General features: G+C 68.0%; 15 protein-coding genes and 1 pseudogene. 7 read left to right on the forward strand and 9 right to left on the reverse strand.

Features of this window, described 5'->3' with window-relative positions; translation table 11 throughout:
* Window positions 1–320: 320 nt before the first annotated feature.
* From ASD25_RS25205 to ASD25_RS25215, 3 genes are all read left to right on the forward strand, one after another.
* Window positions 321–923: a fasciclin domain-containing protein gene (locus ASD25_RS25205; RefSeq protein WP_082560038.1), complete on the forward strand. Its 603-nt coding sequence runs from the start codon at window positions 321–323 to the stop codon at window positions 921–923.
* 499 nt (window positions 924–1,422) lie between these two features.
* Window positions 1,423–1,635, forward strand: coding sequence for a cold-shock protein (locus ASD25_RS25210; RefSeq protein WP_055828885.1), 213 nt, complete (start codon window positions 1,423–1,425; stop codon window positions 1,633–1,635).
* Between the two features lie 101 nt (window positions 1,636–1,736).
* Entirely contained in the window at window positions 1,737–2,006 is a 270-nt protein-coding gene (locus tag ASD25_RS25215) for a hypothetical protein (RefSeq protein WP_055828881.1), read from the forward strand.
* A 69-nt stretch (window positions 2,007–2,075) separates the two neighbouring features.
* Here the strand turns inward: ASD25_RS25215 and ASD25_RS25220 are convergent.
* From ASD25_RS25220 to ASD25_RS25235, 5 genes and pseudogenes are all read right to left on the reverse strand, one after another.
* Window positions 2,076–3,125 (reverse strand): PLP-dependent aspartate aminotransferase family protein (locus tag ASD25_RS25220; protein WP_235562883.1); only part of this gene is annotated, 1,050 nt, incomplete at its 5' end.
* Window position 3,126: 1 nt separating this feature from the next.
* Window positions 3,127–3,343 (reverse strand): annotated as a pseudogene (locus ASD25_RS32470) (PLP-dependent transferase); the annotation flags it as partial.
* 111 nt (window positions 3,344–3,454) lie between these two features.
* Window positions 3,455–4,282, reverse strand: a complete 828-nt coding sequence (locus ASD25_RS25225; protein ID WP_055828875.1) for a S9 family peptidase — start codon at window positions 4,280–4,282, stop codon at window positions 3,455–3,457.
* Window positions 4,283–4,289: 7 nt separating this feature from the next.
* A complete protein-coding gene (locus tag ASD25_RS25230; RefSeq protein ID WP_055828871.1) occupies window positions 4,290–5,117 on the reverse strand; it encodes a S9 family peptidase in 828 nt (275 codons plus the stop codon).
* 133 nt (window positions 5,118–5,250) lie between these two features.
* On the reverse strand, window positions 5,251–6,654 hold the full coding sequence (locus tag ASD25_RS25235; protein ID WP_055828868.1) for a cystathionine beta-synthase: 1,404 nt from the start codon (window positions 6,652–6,654) through the stop codon (window positions 5,251–5,253).
* Between the two features lie 110 nt (window positions 6,655–6,764).
* On the opposite strand from ASD25_RS25235, the gene rnr reads away from it, so the two are divergent.
* Window positions 6,765–9,080 carry a ribonuclease R gene (gene rnr / locus ASD25_RS25240; RefSeq protein ID WP_055828865.1) on the forward strand — a complete coding sequence of 772 codons (2,316 nt, stop codon included), beginning with the start codon at window positions 6,765–6,767 and terminating at the stop codon, window positions 9,078–9,080.
* Between the two features lie 196 nt (window positions 9,081–9,276).
* Here rnr and ASD25_RS25245 read toward each other — a convergent pair whose 3' ends face one another.
* Window positions 9,277–9,651: a VOC family protein gene (locus ASD25_RS25245; RefSeq protein ID WP_055828863.1), complete on the reverse strand. Its 375-nt coding sequence runs from the start codon at window positions 9,649–9,651 to the stop codon at window positions 9,277–9,279.
* A gap of 47 nt (window positions 9,652–9,698) precedes the next feature.
* Between ASD25_RS25245 and ASD25_RS25250 the strand changes: the two genes are divergently transcribed.
* A complete protein-coding gene (locus ASD25_RS25250; RefSeq protein WP_055828860.1) occupies window positions 9,699–10,418 on the forward strand; it encodes an NUDIX domain-containing protein in 720 nt (239 codons plus the stop codon).
* A 222-nt stretch (window positions 10,419–10,640) separates the two neighbouring features.
* Here ASD25_RS25250 and ASD25_RS25255 read toward each other — a convergent pair whose 3' ends face one another.
* Window positions 10,641–11,261 carry a glutathione S-transferase family protein gene (locus ASD25_RS25255; RefSeq protein WP_055828857.1) on the reverse strand — a complete coding sequence of 207 codons (621 nt, stop codon included), beginning with the start codon at window positions 11,259–11,261 and terminating at the stop codon, window positions 10,641–10,643.
* 16 nt (window positions 11,262–11,277) lie between these two features.
* A complete protein-coding gene (locus ASD25_RS25260) occupies window positions 11,278–12,549 on the reverse strand; it encodes a NupC/NupG family nucleoside CNT transporter (protein WP_055828854.1) in 1,272 nt (423 codons plus the stop codon).
* A 208-nt stretch (window positions 12,550–12,757) separates the two neighbouring features.
* Between ASD25_RS25260 and ASD25_RS25265 the strand changes: the two genes are divergently transcribed.
* On the forward strand, window positions 12,758–14,815 hold the full coding sequence (locus tag ASD25_RS25265) for a TonB-dependent siderophore receptor (RefSeq protein ID WP_055828852.1): 2,058 nt from the start codon (window positions 12,758–12,760) through the stop codon (window positions 14,813–14,815).
* Here the strand turns inward: ASD25_RS25265 and ASD25_RS25270 are convergent, their stop codons facing one another.
* On the reverse strand, window positions 14,816–15,691 hold the full coding sequence (locus ASD25_RS25270) for a branched-chain amino acid aminotransferase (RefSeq protein WP_055828850.1): 876 nt from the start codon (window positions 15,689–15,691) through the stop codon (window positions 14,816–14,818).
* Window positions 15,692–15,779: 88 nt separating this feature from the next.
* Between ASD25_RS25270 and ASD25_RS25275 the strand changes: the two genes are divergently transcribed.
* Window positions 15,780–16,357, forward strand: a 578-nt coding sequence (locus tag ASD25_RS25275) for a response regulator transcription factor (protein ID WP_056621463.1), incomplete at its 3' end; no start/stop codon positions are given.

Raw genomic sequence — 16,357 nt, forward strand, 5'->3', positions numbered from 1 at the left:
GCGGGCCTGCGCGGCCTGGATGAAAACCAGAAGGTTTCCTACGAAATCGAGCGCGACAAGCGTTCGGGCAAGGAATCGGCTGGTCAGCTGAAGACCGAAGGCTGAGGTCCCGCGTCGGCCTTGGCCGATGCATGATTTCGACGGCGGCGAGGGCGGGAGCCTTCGCCGCCGTTTCGTTTTGGGGGCTTGCAACGTCCGACCCCGCTTTCCGGTTGCGGGGCGTGGCCAGACGCCGCAGATCGTCGTCATACGGCATCCGTCTCGCTCCGGTCGCCGTCTCTCCGCCGAGCCGTATAGACGGCCGCTCAGGAGAGACGCAGATGACACTGACCCCTACCCGCACCCTGCTCATGGCCGCCCTCGCTGCCGGCGCACTCACAGCCGCCGGCTGTTCCTCCATGGATGGCATGGGCTCGATGGACGCCGGCGCTGACGCAAATGCCGCCGTCATGGTCGGCGGCGCCGCCATGTATCCGAACCGGACCATCGTCGAGAACGCCGTCAACTCGCGCGACCACACCACCCTTGTGGCCGCCGTGACCGCGGCCGGTCTTGTGCCGACCCTGTCAGGATCCGGCCCCTTCACGGTCTTCGCCCCGACCAACGCCGCCTTCGCCAAACTCCCGGCCGGTGCGGTCGACAGCCTGGTCCAGCCGGCCAACAAGGCGACCCTGACCAAGATCCTGACCTACCATGTCGTGTCGGGACGGGTCAGCGCGTCAGACCTGATCGGCCGTATCCGGACCGGCGGCGGTCGCGCGGCGCTGACCACCGTCGAGGGCGGCGTGCTCACGGCCTCCCTGCGGGGAGACTCCGTGATCCTGACCGACGAAAAGGGCGGCGTCGCCACCGTGACCCAGGCCGACGTCTTCCAGTCGAACGGCGTCATTCACGTCACCGACACCGTCTCCATGCCCGACTGACGAAAGCCCGGCGGAGCCTGCACTGTCGGGCTCCGCCCCCTCCGTCCGGAATCATCGAGCTTGCTATTCGAAGGGAAAGGGCCCATTTGGGGCTACGTCGATCTCTTGCGAAACGCTGCTGCCCCTTTGCATCGCGCACCGAGGTCCAAAGCCGATCCCATTCAGACCCGACAGGCCGATCCGGAACCTCTTCCGGCGGTCAACGCCTAACGGATCGAAAAGACGCTGAAGGTCGACGGGCCGCTGGCCAACATCCTGATCGCCACAGCCCTGCTGCTGGCCACGCCCTTCTTCGTCTTCTGGGGCTGGCTGTAGATCGGAAGAGCGNAAAGCGTCAACTACGGCGCCCGGAAAGCGCCCACTTGAGGCTTCGTCGATCTCTTGCGAAACGCTGCTGCCCCTTTGCATCGCGCACCGAGGTCCAAAGCCGATCCCATTCAGACCCGACAGGCCGATCCGGAACCTCTTCCGGCGGTCAACGCCTAACGGAGGTCTCAAAATGGCTACCGGCACTGTAAAATGGTACAACTCCACCAAGGGCTATGGCTTCATCGCCCCCGATGACGGCGGCAAGGACGTTTTCGTCCACGCCTCGGCCGTTGAAACGTCCGACCTGGGCACGCTCAACGAAAATCAGAAGATTTCCTACGAAGTCGAACGCGATTCGCGTTCGGGCAAGGAATCGGCCGGTCGCCTCAAGGCTGCCGAATAGTTTCCGACAAGCGACCCTGCCGGGGGTAATCCCCGGCTGACGGAAGGGCCGGCTGCCGAACAGGCGCCGGCCCGACTGCTTTTCAACCCCAGGAGACTTCGATGACCCCGCTTGCCGACATGATCCCGACCATGAGCGACCCGGACCTGAAGGCCCTGCGCCTGAACGCCCTGCGCCTGTCCGCCTCGACCACCGCCTCGCCCACCCAGATCGCCTCGGCCGCCGACGTCATTCCCCTGATCGACGCCGAAGTGGCCCGCCGCGCCGCCGACAAGACGACCGCCGTGAAGAAGCCCCGCGCCCCGGCCAAGAAGAAGGTCGTCCCCGCCACCGGCCACCAGACCGCCCTGCCCGACTCCAAGGCCGCCTGAGCCGACGCACTCCCTCTCCGTCATCCTCGGGCTTGACCCCGGGATGACGCCGCAGGGCCTGGCCCTCGATCAGCCCAGCGCCTGATCCAGGTCCGCGATCAGATCCTCGACCTCCTCCACGCCGACAGACAGCCGGATCAGGTTGTCGGTCACGCCGCCCGCCTCGCGGACCTCCTTCGGCACCGAGGCGTGGGTCATGATGGCCGGGTGGTTGACCAGGCTTTCGACGCCGCCCAGAGACTCCGCCAGGGTGAAGACCTGAACCCGCTCCAGCACCCGCCTGGTCCGCTCCAGATCGCCGTCGATCAGGACCGTGACCATGCCGCCGTACTGGCCGTTCATCTGGCGTGACGCCAGGGCGTGCTGCGGGTGGCTGATCAGCCCGGGATAGATGACCTTCGCCACCCCTTTCCGGTCTTCCAGCCAGCGCGCCACGGCCATGGCGTTCTCGTTGTGCGCCTTCATGCGCAGGCCGAGCGTCTTGAGGCCCCGGTTGGCCAGGAAGGCGTCGAACGGCCCCATCACCCCGCCGATCGAATTCTGGAGGAATTTGATCTCCTTCGCCAGGTCGGGGTTGGCCGTCACCAGCGCGCCGCCGATGATGTCGGAGTGGCCGTTCAGATATTTGGTCGCCGAATGCATGACCACGTCGGCGCCCAGCTTCAGCGGCTGCTGGCTCCACGGCGTGGCGAAGGTGTTGTCGACGATCAGCAGCAGGCCGTGCGCCCTGGCGATCCGGGACAGGCCTTCGATGTCGGCCAGCTTCATCAACGGATTGGTCGGGGTCTCGGCCCAGATCAGCCTGGTCTTCGGCGTGATCGCCGCCTCGACCTTCGCCAGATCGCTGAGGTCGACATAGGCGAAGTCCAGCCCCATCGACCGGCGCCGCACCCGCTCGAACAGCCGCCACGAGCCGCCGTACAGGTCGTCGCCGGTGACGATGTGCGAGCCGGCGTCCAGCAGCTCCAGCGCCGTCGAGGTCGCCGCCATGCCGCTGGCGAAGCCGAAGCCGTGCGTCCCGCCCTCCAGATCGGCCAGACAGGCCTCGAACGCCTCGCGTGTCGGGTTCTTGCCGCGGGCGTATTCATAGCCCTTGTTCACGCCCGGGCTTTCCTGGGCNTCCCGCCCTCCAGATCGGCCAGACAGGCCTCGAACGCCTCGCGTGTCGGGTTCTTGCCGCGGGCGTATTCATAGCCCTTGTTCACGCCCGGGCTTTCCTGGGCGTAGGTCGAGGTGGCGTAGATCGGCGTCATCACCGCGCCCGTCGTCGGGTCGGGCCGCTGGCCGGCGTGGATGGCGCGGGTCGAGAACCCCTGGCTGTTCTTCAGCTTGGTCATGGTCTGTCCTTGGGCGGGGCGGCGGATGTGCTGGGTGTGGAAGGCCGGCGGCGGGGGAAGTTTCCGCCCGTTTCAGGCGGCATGAACAGATGGCCGGGACGGGCCGACAGTTCAACCCGTCGGAGCGCCGGGACGCGGCGCGGACCGCTCGCGCCGGGCCTCGACGAAGGTCCGCGTCAGCGCCATGACCGAGCACCAGGTGGGCAGGTCATACTGATGCCCGTCGAAGTCGAGCGCCTGAACCTCGACCGCGGCGCCGGCCGCGCGAAGGCTGTCGGCCAGTTCCAGGGTCGCGCGGACGGGCACGGCCTCGTCCCGCCGGGCGTGAAGCAGGAGAAACGACAGGTCGCGGCCTTCCAGCGTCTCGTCGACCCCTCCGCCCCCGGCCACGATCACCGCGGAACGGACGCCTCCCTCTGACGCGGCGGCCGCATCGACCGCGACGCCCGCACCGCGAGAGTATCCCCACAGGACCACCTGGTCGGGAGAGACCCCGGGCTCGGCGGCCAGACGGCGGGCCGCGTCCAGCGCCGCGTCGCGCCAGGCCCGGGCGTTGACCGTGCGCCGGCGCGGGTCGGGCCTCGAAGCGTCGAAATAGGCCGGCAGGATGACGCGGTAGCCGCGCGAGGCGAGCTGGATGGCGTGGGCGTCGAACAGGATGGCGTTCATCTCGAACCCCGTGCCGCCGTGCAGCATCACGACCCCCGCTCCGTTGACCTCGCCGCGCGGGGTGTAGAGGTGGGCCCGCACCGGGCGGCCCCGGCTCCGGAAGGTGATCAGTTCGCGCGACGCCCGCACCGCCACGTCGTCCGCGCAACCGGGAACGCCGACGCGCGGCGCGGCTTGCGGAGCCTGCGCCATGGCGGCCGGCTCGCCCGCGAGCCCAAGGACCGTGGCCACGGCCGCCGCGAGCGGGGTCAGGCCGGTGCGGCGGCGCATCGGCGGCTCACCCGGCGGGCGTCGTCGGGACCGGCGGAGCGCCCTCGACCAGCAGGTTGGCGTCCAGGAAGCCCCGCGTCAGGCGGAACGCCTCGCACCAGGCTGCGGGATTCAGCTCGTGATCGCGCGAGTCCAGCATCTGAACGTCGACGGTCGCGCCTCGCAGGCGGAGATTGGCGGCCAGGCTGCGCATCGAGCTGGGGCTGACCGCCGTATCGGCGCGCCCGTGGATCAACAGCACCGGCATTTCGCGTCGCCCGCGCGAGGGCTCGCTCCAGATGTCCGTGCCAGTTTCCAGACCGATGGCGAGGGCTGCGGGGGCGTCCGGAACCACCGAGCCGTCGGTGGCCAGGAAGCCGCCGTAGGAATAGCCCCACAACGCGACCCGCTGCGGATCGACGTTCGGCTGGGCGCCGACGAAGCGCACCGCATCCGCCCCGACCCGGGCCCAGGCGACCATGTCCACGCCCGTCCGTCGCGCACGGAAGGGGCGGGCGTCAAAATAGTTCGCGACCAGCACGACATAGCCGCGCGACGCCAGCTGGATGGCGTGAGGGTCAAAGCGCTGGGCGTCTCCGCCAAACCCCAGTGCGCCGGGCAGCAGCACGACGGCGGCTCCGTTGTGGTAGCGCGGCTTGTAGATGAGGGCGTGGATGGCGTGGCCGTCGCTGGTGAACTCGATCAGCTCGCGCGTCGCATTCTGGCGCACATCGTCCGGGCACCCCGTCGCGGAGGGCGCCGCGGGTGCGGCTTGCGGAGGGGTATGGGCGGAGGCGGGCGCCGCCAGCAAGAACAGGCTGGCGGCGGCGAGGCCAAGGGTCGGCAAGCGGGTCATCGATCGTCTCGACTGGAAAAGAGGTCCAGCCCTCAGTCAGGCCTACAAATTCGCCGCCGTCCAGACGATTCGCCACGAATTCGCCACACCATGAACACCCCGACGCCACAGCGCCCCAGCCTGGCGCAGCGACCTAGCGGTTCAGGCTCAGGTGATTGATCAGGTCGGTCCGGGTGATCAGGCCCACGAATTTCTCGCCGTCCAGCACGATCGCCACGCGATCGCGGTCGAACAGCGGGATCAGGGCGTCCAGGCTTTCGCCGACCTGAACGGTGTCGAGGTCCCGCGTCATCACCGCGCCGACCGGCTTTTTGAAACGCTCCTGCCGCGTGATCTCGTCGGTGTTCATCACATGGACGATGTCGCTCTCGTCCAGGATGCCCACCAGCCGGCCGTCCTGAATGATCGGCAGCTGGGACACGTCGGCGCCCCGCATCCGCTTGAAGGCGGTGTCCAGCGTATCGTCCGGCCCCGCCACCACCACGTCGCCCTTCTCGTATTTGCGCGAGATCAGGTCCGACAGGTCGCCATGCAGCGGCTGGTCGCCCAGTCCCTGATCGGCCAGCCAGGCGTCGTTGTAGACCTTGGACAGGTATTTGGCGCCGGTGTCGCAGACGAAGGTCACGACCCGCTTCGGTTCGGTCTGTTCGCGGCACCAGCGCAGGGCGGCGGCGATCAGCGTTCCCGATGACGAGCCGGCCAGGACGCCTTCCTTGAGCAGCAGTTCGCGCACCGTCGCGATCGCCTCGGCGTCGGGGATCGAATAGGCCCTGTCGATCAGTTCCATCTTCGCGGTGTCGGGCACGAAATTCTGGCCGATGCCCTCGACGGTGTAGCTGCCCTCCGGCCCGGGAACGCCCTCGTTGACGATCCCCGCCAGGGTCGAGCCGACCGGATCGGCCAGGATGATCTCGGCCTTCGATCCCACGCTCTTCAGATACTGGGCGATGCCGGTGATGGTGCCGCCCGAGCCGATGCCGGCCACGAAGGCGTCGATGTCGCCGCCCATCTGTTCCCAGATCTCCGGACCCGTGGTCTGGAAATGGGCCAGGGAGTTGGCGTCGTTGGCGAACTGGTTGACGTAGAAGCCGCCCGGAATCTGCTGCGCCAGCCGCTCGGCCATGTCGGTGTAATATTCCGGATGCCCGTGCGGCACGTCCGAACGCGTCAGCCGAACATCGGCGCCCATGGCCCTGAGATGCTGGATCTTTTCCTTGGACATCTTGTCCGGGATGACCAGCAGCACCTTATAGCCCTTGGCCTGACCCACCAGCGTCAGCGCCAGCCCCGTGTTGCCGGCCGTCGCCTCGACGATGGTGCCGCCGGGCTTCAGAAACCCCTCCGCCTCGGCCGCCGCGATCATCGACAGGGCGATGCGGTCCTTGATCGACCCGCCCGGGTTCTGGGCCTCCAGCTTGAGGAACAGGCGGCACGGCCCGGTGTCGATCTTCGTCACCTCCACCATCGGCGTCTTGCCGATCAGGTCCAGCAGGGAGCCGGTCGGACCGGACAGGACAGGGGTGGCGGCCAACGACATTCAAACACTCCGGAAGGTTCGCGCCGGAAGCTAGGCGCAGCCTCTTTCCATCACAAGCGACGCAAGATTTCGCCTCCGAAGAGGCCGGTCGTGCGTTATCAAGGATACAAATGAGCAAATCACCCCGCCGGCCCGTCGCCGGACTCCCCGACGAAGACACGCTGATCGCCTTCCTCCGCGAAGCCGGATCAGCCGAGAAAACCGATATCGCCCGCCACTTCGGCCTCAAGGGCGGCGAACGCCGCGCCCTGCGCGAAATGATCCGCGCCCTCGAAGAGGCCGGCAAGCTGGGCAAGCGCGGCCGCAAGGGCTTCTCCGAGGTCGGCGCCCTGCCCGCCGTCGGCGTCGCCGATGTGGTCGAGCGCGACATGGACGGCGAACTCTACGTCCGTCTGGTCGAGGCCTCGGCCGACGCCCCGCGCGCCCTGCTGGTCCCCGACAACGACAAGCCCGGACCCGCGCCCGGGATGGGCGACCGCGTCCTGGTCAAATTCGCCCGCGGCGAGGACGGCTGGGAAGCCCGGCTGATCAAGACCCTCGACGCCGGCGCCAACAAGGTGCTCGGCGTCATCCGCAAGTCCAACAAGGAGGTCCGGGTCGAACCCGTCGACCGCCGCTCCAAGGACGTCCTGCTGGTCCCCCACGCCCAGGCCGAGGGCCTTCGCGACGGCGATCTGGTTCTGGCCGCCATAGAAAAGGGCGACCAGCGCTATGGTCCCAAGCGCGGCAAGATCCTCGAGAAGATCGGCCACGAAGGCGACGCCCGCGCCGCCTCCCTGATCGCCATCGCCGCCCACAATGTGCCGATGGGCTTCTCCGAGGCTGTCGAGAAGGAGGCCGAGGATCAGGAGCTTCCGTCGCTGAAGGGCCGCGAGGACCTGCGCGACCTGCCGCTGATCACCATCGACCCCGCCGACGCCCGCGACCACGACGACGCCGTCTACGCCATGCGCGACGACGACCCGAAGAACCCCGACGGCTGGGTCGTCTGGGTCGCCATCGCCGACGTCGCCGCCTACGTCCGCCCCAACACCAATCTCGACCGCGAGGCGCGCGACAAGGGCAACTCCACCTACTTCCCCGACCGCGTCGAGCCGATGCTGCCCGAACGCCTGTCCAACGGCCTGTGCAGCCTCAAGGAAGGCGAGAACCGCGCCTGCATGGCCGTGCGCATGGTCTTCGACAGGGACGGCCGGAAGACCGGGCACAAATTCGTCCGCGGCCTGATGCGGTCGCAGGCCAAGCTGTCCTACGAACAGGCCCAGGCGGCCATCGACGGCCAGACCGACGACGCGACCGGCCCGATCATGGAGGCCATCCTCTATCCGCTGTGGAACGCCTACCGGACGATGCTGAAGGGCCGGCTGAAGCGCAGCCCCCTGGCCATCGAGAGCCCCGAACGCCGCATCCGCATGAACGACCAGGGCCAGATCATCTCGATCGAGCCTCGCGTCAGTCTCGAGGCCCACCGGCTGATCGAGGAGATGATGATCCAGGCCAATGTCTGCGCCGCCGAGACGCTGGAGCAGAAGAAGACGCCCCTGCTGTACCGCGTCCACGACGCGCCCAGCCAGGAGAAGCTGTTCAACCTCGGCGACTTCCTCCAGACCATCGGCAAGACGTGGACCAAGGGCGAGCCGGCCACGACCAAGCGGTTCAACAAGCTGCTGGACGAGACGCGCGGCGGCGACCACGCCGAGGTCGTCAATGAAGTGGTCCTGCGCAGCCAGATGCAGGCCATCTATTCGGCCGAGAACGTCGGCCACTTCGGTCTCAACCTCGACCGCTACGCCCACTTCACCTCGCCGATCCGGCGCTATTCCGACCTGATCGTCCACCGCGGACTGATCCGCGCCCTGGGTCTGGGCAAGGACGGGCTGACCGACCGCGAAGTCACGGAACTGCCGGCCATCGCCGAACAGGTGACCATGACCGAGCGCCGCTCCATGGCCGCCGAGCGCGCCGCCATGGACCGCTACATGGCCGCCTTCCTGCAGGAGCGGGTGGGGGCGACCTTCCCCGGCCGCGTCACCGGCGTGACCCGCTTCGGCCTGTTCGTGCGGCTGCACGAGACCGGGGCAGACGGCCTCGTGCCCGTGTCGTCGCTGGGCGGCGAATATTTCCACCACGACGAGAAGCAGCACGCCCTGATCGGCGAACGCTCGGGCCAGCGCTGGACGCTGGGCCGCACCGTCGAGGTCAGGCTGAAGGAGGCCACGCCGATCACCGGCGGTCTGGTGTTCGAAATGCTGTCGGAACCGGCGCCGCGCGATCCGAACGCGCCCGCGGCCCGTCTGGGCGTCCGCGGCCGGGGCGGCGGCGACTTCCCCAAGCGCGGCGGCGGGCGTCCCGGCGGTCCCAAGCCCCCCAAGGGCGGCCGCCCCTCGGGCGGGCTGAAGGGCGTCCGCAAGGGCAAGCGGCGCTAGGTCCTTTTGTCAGCCCGGAAGCCGCGCAGCGGCTATCCGGGACGGCCCACAGGACAATACCTCGCGCCCGGCCCTGAGCCGGGCGAAGGCCGCCGCCTTTCTCCCGGTTCGACCCTGAGGGGCCGCCCGGGATGACAAGATCACCGGCGTCTGCGTCCCGGATCAGCGCTGCGCGGCGTCCGGGATGACAAGGCAATCAGGAACCGGCGAAGAGGATCAGGTTTCCGGCCGGATCGGCGACGATGAAGGTCCGCGCGCCCCAAGGCTCGGTGCAGAGGGCCCGATGGAAGGCCAGACCGGCGTCAGTGAATTCGCGGTACAGGCCCTCGACGTCGGCCGTGGTCACCGTGGCCGACAGGACATCGCCTTCGGCCTTACGGAACGCCTCCGCGAACACGGGCCCGTCGACCTGGCGCAGGTTCAACTGCGCGCCCTCGCGCACGACCTGGGCGTAGACCACCGGCTCGCCCCAGGCGAAGGCGATCCGGAACCCGAGCCCGTCCGTATAGTGGTCCAGGGCCGCCTGCATATCGGTGACGAACAGCTGCGGTTCGGCGGCGATCAGGGTCATGGCGTGCTTCCCGTAGGCGAGGCCTCGGCCCATGCTAAAGACAACCGATGCCCCCCGCCAATTCCCAGCCCTTCGACTCCGCGCAGGACTTCGCCGACGCCCCGCGCACCGGTGACCGGCAGAAGCCCAGGGACGCCGCCACCCTGATCCTGACCCGGGTCCGCAAGGGCGGGCCCGAGGTGCTGATGGGCCGCCGCGCGCCCGGCCACGTCTTCATGGCGGCGAAATGGGTCTTCCCCGGCGGCCGCATCGACCGGTCCGACTTCGCGGCGGCCTCGGCCAACGACCTGCCCCACGCCGAAACGATCCGTCTGACCCGCGAGATGTCGGCCCGCCGCGCGCGCGCCCTCGCCCTGACCGCCGTCCGCGAAACCTTCGAGGAGACGGGCCTGCTGCTGGCCGAGCCCGCGCCCGTCGTCTCGGTCGCCGGGCCGTGGCGCGAGTTCCGGGCGGTCGGCGCCCTGCCCGATCTGGCGGCCCTGTCCTATGTCGCCCGCGCCATCACCCCTCCCGGCCGCTCACGCCGTTTCGACGCCCGCTTCTTCATGGCCGACGCCAAGGCCCTGCTCCATCCGGAGCCGACCGCCGGCTCGGGCGAACTCGACGAGATCGCCTGGCTGCCGCTGGACGAGGCGCGCGCTGTCGATCTGCCCGCCATCACCCGCTTCGTGCTGGACGAGGTGTCGGAGCGGCTGGCTCATCCCGCACGCCCCCTGCCCTTCGTCCGCATGGTGCGCGGACGGCATGTCATCGAACATCAGGACTAGGCTGCTCGATAGCCCCCACATCCGTCATCCTCGGCACAAGTCCGAGGATGACGGATTCAAGAAGTTGGGGATCTGCGACCAGAACTGACGCAGGCGGATGCTTCATTGGCCGAACCCCCTTGGGGGCCGGTCTTTGACAATCGAATTCAGCTGCAGTCGCCGACCGCTCCCCCGGGACGGATCAGACTCATGAGACTCATGAGACTGTTTTTTATCGTCCGGTCAGGCCCCCGCCTTCGCCCCCGGCCGCGCGCGGCAGGTCTCCAGCCAGCGCGCCAGATGGGTCAGCTCCTCCGGCGGCCGGTATTTGATCAGCCGCGCGAAATCCAGGCCGACCACGCCGACGATGTCGGCGATGGTGAACCGGTCCTCCGCCAGGAACTCGTGCTCGGCCAGGCGGCGGTCCAGCGACTTCATGAATTTCTCCGCCCCCGCCCGGTTGTGCTCGGCCACCTGCGGGACCTGGGACGCCTCCAGCGCCGCAAGGGCCGGGTGCGAATGGCGCACGGTCAGCATCAGCGGATTGGCCAGGTAGAACTCGCACCGGCGCGTCCACATCTCGATCACCGCCTGCTCGCGGGCGTCGCGGCCGAACAGGTTGGGCTCCGGGTGCAGGGCCTCCAGATAGCGGCCGATGGCGATGGATTCCGAGATCGTCGTGCCGTCGTCCAGCTCCAGCGCCGGCACATGCGGCACGCCTACGCGGGTGCGGTATTCGGGCGTCTTGTGTTCCCCCACCATGATGTCGATCTCGACCAGCTCGACGTCCTCGATGCCCTTCTCGGCCATGACCCAGCGCACCCGGCGGGGATTGGGGGCGCGGTGCGAGGTGTAGAGCTTCATCGTGCGGTCTCCGGCGTCAGCGGAATATGGCGGCGGGCATCGCCCCCACAATGGCCGCGGTCATCAGGGTGGCCAGGAAACCGGCGAACAGCCCCTTCCACACCAGCCCCAGCACCTCCTCGCGCCGCTCGGGCATCAGCACGCTGAGGCCGGTCACGGTGATGCCCACCGAGCCGATGTTGGCGAAGCCGCACAGGGCGTAGGTCATTAGCATCCGGGTGCGTTCGCTCATCTCGCCCGCCGGTATCTTGCCCAGTTCGATGAAGGCCACGAACTCGGTCAGGGTAAGCTTGACCCCCAGCAGCCAGCCGGCCTTGCCCGCCTCGGACCACTCCACGCCGGTCAGCCAGGCCACCGGCATGAACAGCCAGCCCAGCAGCCGCTCGACCGTGACGTGATCGCCGAACAGCCAGAAGCCGCCCAGCATGACGTTGACCAGGGCCACCAGGGCCACGAACACGATCAGCACCGCCGAGATGTTCAGCACCACCATCAGGCCGTCGGCGGTGCCCTTGACGATGGCGTCGATGGCGCTGTCGTACTTCAGGGCCGAGTTGTAGTCGGCGTGCGCCCCGCCCTCGCCCGGGGTCTCGGGGATCATGATGCGGGCCAGCAGCACGCCGGCGGGGGCCGAGACGATCGAGGCCACCAGCACATGGCCCGCGGCGTTCTGCATCACGGGCGACAGGATCGCCGCATAGGCCACCATGGTGGACCCGGCGACCGTGGCCAGACCGACCACCATCATCAGGAACAGCTCGGACCGGGTCAGCTTGTCGAGATAGGCCCGGATCACGATCGGGCTCTCGATCATGCCGAGAAAGATGTTGGCCGCCACCGCCAGCGCCGAGGCCCCGCCCAAGCCCATGGTGCGCTGGAACAGGATGCCGAATCCGTGGGTGAGCCACTTCAGCACCTTCCAGTGCCACAGCAGGGCCGACAGGGCCGAGATCACCAGAATCAGCGGCAGGACCTGGAAGGCGAAGGTGAACAGGGCTCCGTCATTGGTCACGGCATAGGGCTGGTCGCCCCCGGCCAGATAGCCGAACACGAACTGGGTTCCCCTCTGGGTCGCCGTGTTCAGCCCGTCCACCGCCCCGGTGATGGCCGCCAGCACGTTCTGCGAGCCGGGAATGGCGAACAACGCCATCACCAGCGCCGCCTGCACCGCGACGGCTCCCAGCGTCAGCCGCCACGGAAAGGCGCGCCGGTTCTCGGACAGGGCCCAGCAGGCGGCGACGATGACGACGAGCCCGAACAGGCTCTGGAGATTCAGCAGGCTGAACATGAACGGCTCCCCAGGATTCCCCCTTGCTGCCGGAGACCGTGAGGAGGCGCAAGCGCGGTCAGGGCGAACGCCGCCTCCCGCCTCTCCGTCTCTGCCCTTTGCCGCTCGCCCGAAACCTTCCGCATCCTCGCGGAAATGTGTTGATAATGAGAATGCATCGCATTATTTCCCCTCATCCTCCCCCGTTCAGCCAAGCGATCCGAGATTCATGCGCACCCTTCTGACGACGACCGCCATCCTCCTGGCCCTTCCGACTCTCGCCCTGGCCCAGGAGCCGGCGGAACTGGAGCCCGTCCTCGTCACGGGGCGGAGTCAGGGCTATGTCGCGTTGAACTCGGTGACCGCGACCAAGACGGACACGCCGCTGCTGAACGTGCCCCAGAGCGTCAGCGTCGTGACGCGCGAACAGCTGGACGATCAGGCTTTGCGCAGCCTCGGCGAGTTGCTGCGCTATGTGCCCGGAACGACGGTGGGCCAGGGCGAAGGCAATCGCGACCAGATCACCCTGCGCGGTCAGAACACCACGGCCGACTTCTTCCTCGACGGGGTGCGCGACGACACCCAGTATTTCCGCGGTCTCTACAATCTCGAGCGGGTGGAGGTGCTCAAGGGGCCCTATGCCCTGATCTTCGGCCGCGGGGGCGGCGGCGGCATCATCAACCGGGTGCAGAAGACCCCGAGCGCCGGCGGCGCCTTCGCCTCGGGGCGGGCGAGCGCAAACAGCTTCGGCGCGTGGGACCTTTCAGCCGACATGAACGCGCCGATCGGCGCCATGGCGGCGGTCCGGCTCAACGGGGTCTATGAGAAGCTCGACAACCACCGCGACCACTTCGAAGGCGAGCGGTACGCGGTGAACCCCTATCTGGCGGCGGAATTCGGCTCCGCCTGGCGCGCGGGCCTCTCGTACGAGTACGTCAACGACGATCGCGTCGTCGACCGCGGAGTCCCGTCGTTGGGCGGTGCGCCGCTGACCGGCTATCGCGACCGGTTCTTCGGCGTGCCCGGCGTGAACCGCACGACGCTGGAGGCGCACATCGCGAAGCTCCGGATCGACGGCGCCCTGTCGGACAATGTCGAGGTTTCAACCACGATCGTCTACGGCGACTACGACAAGGTCTACACCAACGCCTTCGCCAACGGACCAGCCTCCTCGCAGACCGGTACGGTCCCGCTGGCGGCCTACACCGACCCCACCACCCGGCAGAACCTGCTGATCCAGAGCAACCTCGTCTGGGACGTGTCGGCAGGGGGGATGATCCACAAGGTCCTGTTCGGCCTCGAATACGGCGACCAGGACTCCGCCAACCAGCGCCGCAACGGCGTCCTGTCCAGCTCCACCGTGAGCCTGGCCAATCCGGTCTTCCCCACGGTGACGTTCCCGGCGCTCAACCGCGACACGATCTCGAACGTCGAGTCGGTCTCGGCCTATGTCCAGGACCAGATCAGTCTGGGCGACCGTCTTCAGGTCGTGGCCGGCCTGCGATACGACCGTTTCGACATCACCGGCGTCGACCTGCAACCCAACCCGGACCGCCCCTTCGCCCGGCTTGACGAAAAGGTCTCGCCGCGGCTGGGGCTGATCTACAAACCGCGCCCCGAGGTCTCGCTCTACGGCAGCTACAGCCAGTCGTTCCTGCCGCGCTCGGGCGACCAGTTCCTGTCCCTGTCGACGACCCAGCAGAATCTGGAGCCCGAGGAGTTCACCAACCACGAGATCGGCGCGAAATGGGACATTCGACCGAACCTCAACGTCACGGCGGCGCTCTTCCGGCTGGATCGGACGAATGCGACCACGCCGGATCCGCAGAACCCCACCGTCACGATCAATGTCGGCGAGACCCGCACCGAGGGTCTCGAGCTGGCGGTGACCGGCCGTGTACGGCCCAACTGGCAGGTCAGCGGTGGTTACGCCTGGCTGGACGCCCGTCTGCAGGGCAACGACTCGGTGCGGCTGGCGCAGACGCCGGAGCACCACTTCAGTCTCTGGAACCGCTACGATGTGAACCGCCGGCTGGGCTTTGGCCTCGGCGTCATACATCAGGCTGGCCAGTATGCGGCCATCCGGACGTCGGCGGCGACCACGCGGCTGCCCGCCTTCACCCGCGTGGACGCCGCCGCCTTCTATCGGGTCAGCGACGACGTCGAGCTTCAGCTGAACATCGAAAACCTGCTCGACACGACCTACTTCCCGGACGCGCACAACAACAACAACATCTCGACCGGGGCGCCGCTGAACGCACGGCTGACCCTCAGCGCCCGCTTCTAGCTACTGGCGCCGCACCAGCCGGCCGTAGTCTTCCATCAGGCCGAGGCTCAGGGCGCCGGGAGTGAATCGGTATTCGCCGATCTCGCTCACCGGCGTCACCTCGGCGGCCGTGCCGGTGACGAAGCATTCGCTGAAGGTCGCCAGCTCCTCGGGCCGGATGTGGCGCACGACCACCTCGATGCCCTTGGCCGCCGCCATCTCGATGACGGTCTGGCGCGTGATGCCGTCCAGGATGGCGTCGACCGGCGGCGTGTGCAGGACCCCGTCCTGGACGAAGAAGACGTTGGCCCCGGTGGCCTCGGCGACATAGCCGCGCCAGTCCAGCATCATGGCGTCCGAATAGCCGCGCTTCTCGGCCGCCGTCTTCGACATGGTGCAGATCATGTAGAGGCCCGCAGCCTTGGCGGCCGACGGGGCGGTCATCGGGTCGGGCCGGCGCCATTTGGCCCACTCCATCCGGATACCCTTCGCCTTGGTCTCGGCGTCGAAATAGCTCGGCCACTCCCAGACGGCGATCGCCACATGGGTCTTGTTGTGCAGGGTCGAGACACTGACCTGTTCGGGGCCACGGTAGGCCACCGGCCGCACATAGCAGTCGGACAGGCCCATCTTTTCGCAGGTTTCCTTGCAGGCCGCGTCGATCTCGGCCACGCTGTACGGAAGGTCGAAATCAAGCAGGTTTGCAGAGCGCTTCAGGCGTTCGCTATGCGGGGTCAGCTTGAAGATTTCGCCGCCGTACATACGCTCACCCTCGAACACCGACGAGCCGTAGTGAAGGGCATGGGTCAGAACGTGCGTTTTCGCTTCCCGCCAGGGCACGAAATCGCCGTCCATCCAGATCCACCCGTCACGATCGTCGAAAGGAACGAAGGCCATTGAATAACGTCTCCCGCGAAGAACACCGGGTTAGAGCCCCCCGAACCGCTCAGGTCAACGCCCGGACCGGCTCGCGGGTCGCTTCCGCATGAGCGACGTGCGTTCCCATGGCCGGTCCGGCCCGATCGCCGGCCCGGGCGCCGGCCGCCATCTGCTGGTGGTCGATGACGACGACCGGATCCGCGAACTGCTGAAGGAATTCCTCGCCCGCGAGGGCTATCGCGTCACCGGCGCCGCCCACGCGGCCGCGGCCAAGCGGATGATGGAGCTGATCGAGTTCGACCTCGTCGTGCTGGACGTCATGATGCCGGGCGAGAGCGGTTTCGACCTGACCACCTGGGTGCGGTCCAAGGCCGAGACCTCGAAGACGCCCGTCCTGCTGCTGACCGCGCGCGGCGATCCCGACGACCGCATCGAGGGCCTGTCGCGCGGCGCCGACGACTATATGTCCAARCCCTTCGACCCGCGCGAACTGGCSCTGCGSGTCGACGCCATCCTGCGCCGCACCGGCGGCAAGCCSYTGACCCCGCGCGAGATCAAGCTGGGSCCSGCGGTSTTCGACATGGARCGGCTGGAGCTGTCGAAGGACGGCAAGCCCCAGCGCCTGACCGAGGCCGAGGCCCAGCTKCTSAAGACCCTSGCCATCCACGCCCATTCGGCGGTCGA

This window comes from Brevundimonas sp. Root1423, assembly GCF_001426805.1.

Bases quoted from the DNA above. Each gene is read 5' to 3' on its own strand.
- ASD25_RS25210 (WP_055828885.1), top strand. From the start codon at position 1,423: ATGGCTACCGGCACTGTAAAATGGTACAACTCCACCAAGGGCTATGGC.
- ASD25_RS25245 (WP_055828863.1), bottom strand. From the start codon at position 9,651: ATGACCCTGATCGCCGCCGAACCGCAGCTGTTCGTCACCGATATGCAG.
- ASD25_RS25225 (WP_055828875.1), bottom strand. From the start codon at position 4,282: ATGCGCCGCCGCACCGGCCTGACCCCGCTCGCGGCGGCCGTGGCCACG.
- ASD25_RS25265 (WP_055828852.1), top strand. From the start codon at position 12,758: ATGCGCACCCTTCTGACGACGACCGCCATCCTCCTGGCCCTTCCGACT.
- ASD25_RS25230 (WP_055828871.1), bottom strand. From the start codon at position 5,117: ATGACCCGCTTGCCGACCCTTGGCCTCGCCGCCGCCAGCCTGTTCTTG.
- rnr (WP_055828865.1), top strand. From the start codon at position 6,765: ATGAGCAAATCACCCCGCCGGCCCGTCGCCGGACTCCCCGACGAAGAC.
- ASD25_RS25215 (WP_055828881.1), top strand. From the start codon at position 1,737: ATGACCCCGCTTGCCGACATGATCCCGACCATGAGCGACCCGGACCTG.
- ASD25_RS25260 (WP_055828854.1), bottom strand. From the start codon at position 12,549: ATGTTCAGCCTGCTGAATCTCCAGAGCCTGTTCGGGCTCGTCGTCATC.
- ASD25_RS25235 (WP_055828868.1), bottom strand. From the start codon at position 6,654: ATGTCGTTGGCCGCCACCCCTGTCCTGTCCGGTCCGACCGGCTCCCTG.
- ASD25_RS25205 (WP_082560038.1), top strand. From the start codon at position 321: ATGACACTGACCCCTACCCGCACCCTGCTCATGGCCGCCCTCGCTGCC.
- ASD25_RS25250 (WP_055828860.1), top strand. From the start codon at position 9,699: ATGCCCCCCGCCAATTCCCAGCCCTTCGACTCCGCGCAGGACTTCGCC.
- ASD25_RS25270 (WP_055828850.1), bottom strand. From the start codon at position 15,691: ATGGCCTTCGTTCCTTTCGACGATCGTGACGGGTGGATCTGGATGGAC.
- ASD25_RS25255 (WP_055828857.1), bottom strand. From the start codon at position 11,261: ATGAAGCTCTACACCTCGCACCGCGCCCCCAATCCCCGCCGGGTGCGC.